This window comes from Pantoea sp. BS_8 (genome assembly GCF_041954965.1).
Classification (GTDB): Bacteria; Pseudomonadota; Gammaproteobacteria; order Enterobacterales; family Enterobacteriaceae; genus Pantoea; species Pantoea stewartii.
The window spans coordinates 1-1,284 of sequence record NZ_JAVAXU010000031.1 but is presented as its reverse complement, the minus strand read 5'-3'; the positions used below and the strand labels follow the sequence as shown (position 1 = coordinate 1,284).

General features: G+C 51.9%; 1 protein-coding gene and 1 pseudogene. Both read left to right on the top strand.

Annotated elements, in window-relative coordinates; translation table 11 throughout:
- Window positions 1-532, top strand: a pseudogene (locus tag RAC65_RS22265) (conjugal transfer protein TraE); the annotation flags it as partial.
- Window positions 533-624: 92 nt separating this feature from the next.
- Window positions 625-1,284: conjugal transfer protein TraF (traF, locus tag RAC65_RS22260; RefSeq protein ID WP_375097320.1), on the top strand; the 660-nt coding region annotated here is incomplete at its 3' end.

Genomic DNA, 1,284 nt, shown 5'->3' with positions numbered 1-1,284 from the left:
TATTCTTCCGGTTCCGACCGTGATTCTGCGTGACTTCTGGCAGGCAGCTGAATGCCTTCTGCCGCATAAAGATACAGTGATTAAGTCCTTACGTTTTTACAGACGTCAGCATGACACAGGTGAGCCAGCACTAAATTTCAGCCACGAGATGGTAATTACAGCGACCCGGGATAAATATATTAATGGCGTGTCCTTTGAAAGTAATTATTTAACCGGCGTGGTTCCTCTTACGCTCAGCAATGAATCAGAGACAAACGCCTTTCTTTCTTTCTTTGAATTACTGCGGTTAAAAGGAAGGGTTGCTCAAATTTCTTTTCGAAAATTACCGGGCAGGTTATTTGACAGTCTTAGAGAGGGATCTGAGTTGCCGTTTTCGGTCTCATCCGTCACTGATGAAAGTATTATGGGTAAGCTCAGACCAGGACAGAATTTCATGTGGAGTGAGGAGGAACGGATACCTTTCATAAACCCGGCTTTTCATATTACGCCTGAATGGGAGGGTTATCTGAAAGAAGTCATGAGTTTCGGTTAACCGTATTTAAATAACAAAAAACCGGGCTGTTTATTTTATTGGTGCGTCAGCACCAGGGAAACCCCTTTGTCAAAAACAAGAAAAGGAAATAAATGATGAAAGCAAAACTGTTAACCCGCAGCATCATTCTGGCCTTACTGGCTTCAGCCGTGCCGTCAGTGAATGCTGCAACCACCTGGACCGAAGCGCGTAACGACGCCATGGGGGGAACCGGCGTGGCCTCTTCCGGTTATCTTGCCGCTGCGCTGGCCAACCCCGCGCTGATGACCCGCCACGATACCGGTGACGACGTCGGGCTCATCCTGCCGGGCGTGGGTGCACAAATCAGCGATCCGGATAACCTGCGTGACGGACTGGACAGGGTAAAAAGCACCTTTGACGACTTCCGCGATTCAGCGGGCACCGGCAACAGCTCACGACAGGCGGCAGCGCTGAAAAAAGCCCTGCAGGACGTTGACGGCGACAGCGGGCATGCCAGCGCAGGTCTTTCTGCGGTGATTGCCATTCCCAATGACACCCTCCCTTTCGCCTTTGTGGCCAAAGGCTGGGGACAGGCGAAGGTCCGCACCGATATCACACAGCGTGACCTGGCGTATCTCGATGCGGCACAGAGCGGCATTTTCTCACCGACTCAGACGGATATTGACCAGATGACCTCCCGGGCGCAGGGCGTTGCCGCACTGGTCACCGAATACGGTATCGCCGCAGCGCATCAGTTTACCCTGGGCGACACGCCGGTTTCTGTCGGTATT